The following is a 3,439-nucleotide window of genomic DNA, read 5'->3' as shown; positions in this document are numbered from 1 at the left end:
TCCTTGGGCTTGGTGGGGGCGTCCGGCGGGGACGGGGCGTCGGACTCGCCCGGCTTGTTCTTCTTCCTGCGCAGGCCGTTGAGCATGTCGCCGAGTCGTTCGGCCACCTTGCCCATGAAGCGGCTGACGCCCTCGATGAGGAACTCGTAGATGAGTTCCAGCAGCGCCACGACGCCCGCGGCGACCGCCTTCGCGAAGGGCAGGGCGCCGTTGCCGCTCTTGACCGACTTCAGGAAGTCCATGAACAGGCCGAAGGCGGCGAGGATCTCGCTGAGGGCGCCCCAGGCGATCTGGAGGGCGTCGATGATGGCCGCGACCCAGCCGGCGCCGGGTATGAGCTTGGCGACGACCTTTTCCACGACCAGCACGCCGATGATGACCGGCAGTTGAGGCACTGCCTCGTCCCAGGCCATCTGTGCCATCTGCTCGACGGTGACCCCGCCGGAGATCAGCTCCTGGAAGTCCTCCATCGGAATGCCGATGATCTCCTGGACCTTCTGGTCGAACCAGGCCTTGACGGCAGCCTTTGTCTCCTCGAAGAGGTGCTCCTTGGCACCCGTCTCCGCGGCGGCACCGGCCTTGCTGATCCAGTCGCCCGGGTCGGAGACGATGTCGTTGAAGATGGCCGCCCACTCGCCGAGCGCGGCCACCGCGGCGGCACCGAACTCCAGCGCGCCGACCGTGACCGTCTCCGCGATGTCGACCGCTGCCAGCAGGCCGCCTTCCAGTAGGTCGAGGCCTGCCTGGAGCGCGCCGCACAGATCGTCGAGGAGCTTTCCGGCGACTTCCTTGAGCGCGTCGGCGAACTCGTTGACCTTCTGCACGGCCCAGTCGCGCGCGCCGTCGATGGTGTCGCGCCACTTGTCGCGCATCGCCGGGTAGTCGGCGAGAAGCTCGTCGCCGAGGGCGATCAGCACGTCCGCGAAGGTGTTGATCTGGTCGATGACCCAGTTGCGGGCGTCGTCGATGAGCTTGAAGACCTGCTGCTTGAACTGGTCGATGAGGTCGGTGACGATCTCGCGGGCCTTCTCGAAGACGGCCTTGACGGCGTTCTTGAGCTCCTCGAAGAACTCCTTCAGCTTCTCGATGGCCTCTTCGAGCCAGTTGTCGGCGTCGTCCTTGCCGTCCGCCTGCTTCTTCTCCGCCTCCATCTCGGCGTTGGTCTGCTCGTCGTCGATCTTCTTGTTGTCGTCCTCGGTCCGCTTGTCGACGTCCTTGTCGGTGTCCTCCTCCTTCTTCTTGATGTCGTCGCGGACCTTGTCGTACTTCTTGCCCTTCTTGTCGTCGATCTCCGAGACCTTGTCGTCCTGCTCCTTGCGCCACTGGTCCCGTGAGCCGGCGATGTCGGAACGGCCCTTGTCGCGGGCGTCGGACTGCTTCTTGCCGCTGGCGGAGACCTCCTTCTGGAGGTCCTGGTCATGCTGCTTGCGGTCGTCCGTAGCTTTCTTGTCCTTGGCCTGGCGCTCCTGGCCCATCTTGTCCCGGCCCTGGGAGAAGCCCGCCTGGATCTGCGGACCCCGGTCGTGCTCGGCCACGGCGGAGGCGGACTCGATCGGCACTCCGCCGCCGGACACCGACCGCGCGCCGCCGCCCTTCGCGGTCTTCTTCCCCCCGGAGACCTTGCCGGTCAGGGTCTCCTTGGGCACGTCGGGATAGATCTGGTCCTCGCCCATCGGGCGGGCCGCGTCGTCACGTCCCGACCGGTGCAGTTCGTTCTTCCGCTCGTCGAGCTTCCGGCCCTGCTCGTCGGTGCGTTGCGGGTCCGAGTCGTTCTCCAGCGGAAGCCTCGGGGCGTCGCCCACCCGGGCGTTCTGCAGCCCCTCGTCCTTGGTCGGCAGCCCCAGGATGGAGTCGATCAGGTCGTCGAGCGGAAGGACCTCTTTCAGGAGCTTGCCGAACAGCTGGGCGCCGATGGTGACGGCGATGTCCCACCAGCTCGGCTCCGGCACGTCAGCGCCCGGGACTTCGCCTTCCGGTTTCTGTTCGCCGCCGATCTCGGGTGTCTTGCCCTGGGCCGCGTCCGTACGGGCGACCTTGGCGTTCGTGTAGGTGCCCGGGGCCGCCGCCTGCGGGCCACCGGGGACGGTGCGCGGGGAGCCGGAGGGCCGCTGCATCTTCGGCGGCGCCTTGCGCAGGGTGGTGCGCTCCTTGTCGACCGAGCGGCCGACCGCGCTGCCGACGCCCTTGAGCGTTTCCAGGGCCTGGTGCGGCTTGAGCCCCGCGGCCGTCGACAGGCCGGACTCGGGGGTGGCGTTGGAGACGTCCGGGGCCGGAGCCTCCTTCTTGGCCTTGGCCTTCGATCCGCCGGATGCGGCGGTGCGGCCGCCGGAGCGGACGGGTGCGGGCGCCGGGGACTTGCGGCCGCCGCCTCCGCCGCCCCGGCGTGAGGCGGTCTTCGCGGCCTTTCGTGCCGCCTGGCGCTTGCTGCCCGCCGGACGGGAGCGCGAGCCCGTGGAACCGCCCGATGCTCCGCCGGATCCCGGGGACTCGGCGGCTTTGGCCGTTTTGGTCTTCGCTTCGGGGCCTGCGGCCATGGGCGAAGGTCCGTTGCCCGGTGCCAGTTTGGGCGCGCTCGCGGGTCCCGGGGTGGAGACCTTGTCCGGGCCGCTCTCCGGGGCGGGAGTGGTGGCCGGGCCCTTGCCTTCGGTGGCTTCCTGGTCGCCGCCGGGTGACGTTTCGGGTGCGGGAGCCGTCGCCCCCTGGTCCCCGGCGGTCTCACCCCGGCCGTTCGCCGAGCCGGCCTCGGGCTTGTCGGCCTGCTGGTCCTTGCCCTTCTCGCCCCCGGGGTCGGCCTCCTTGCCGCCGCTGCGGTCGGGAGCTCCCGCTTCCGGCTTCTTGGCGCTCTGAGTCTGGCTCTCGCCGCCGCCCTTCTCCGTGCCGGCGCTCGACGGCGAACCCGCACCCTGCGCACGGGCGTCCTCACCCGCCTTGGCCAACTGGTCCGGCGCGGCGGTCTCCCCGGGCCCCACGGGCGCCCCGCCCGCAGCGGCGTCCGAGGCCCTGGCCTCCTCGTCGCGCCGCGCGGCCTCGGCGTCCTCCTTGCGTTCGTCCGACTGCGCCCGGTCCGGGTCCGTCCCGGTGGCGTCCGCCGTCGAGGCCGCACCGGGAGACGCCGTACCGAGGCCACCGCCGATTGCGGACGGATCAGTCTGCTGCCCGTCGGCCGTGCCGCTCAGGAGAACCTCGAAGGACTCGCTGCCGCTCCCTTCCTCCTCCTCGGAGCGTGCCGCTGCGTCCCGGGGTGTGTCGGGCGTGGCCTCCTGCGATGCCGTGTCCGGCACCGCGGCGCCGGAGGCGGAGGACAGGCTGGGCAGAGGGGCCGTACCCTTACGCCGCTCCTCGACGAGGTTCGGGTTCTTCGCCGCGTCCGTGTAGCCGACGAGGTCGACATCGGGCACGGGCTGCGCGCCGGCCGCCCCCGCCGTGGCCTCCCCCGCCT

The 3,439-nt window shown here is 70.5% G+C and carries 1 pseudogene; it reads right to left on the bottom strand.

Annotated elements, in window-relative coordinates:
• Positions 1–3,439 (bottom strand): annotated as a pseudogene (locus C1J00_RS45720) (hypothetical protein); the annotation flags it as partial.

Source organism: Streptomyces cahuitamycinicus, assembly GCF_002891435.1.
In the GTDB taxonomy this organism is placed as follows: Bacteria; Actinomycetota; Actinomycetes; order Streptomycetales; family Streptomycetaceae; genus Streptomyces; species Streptomyces cahuitamycinicus.
Note: the sequence above shows the minus strand (reverse complement) of the source record. Positions and strands in the feature narration are given on the sequence as shown.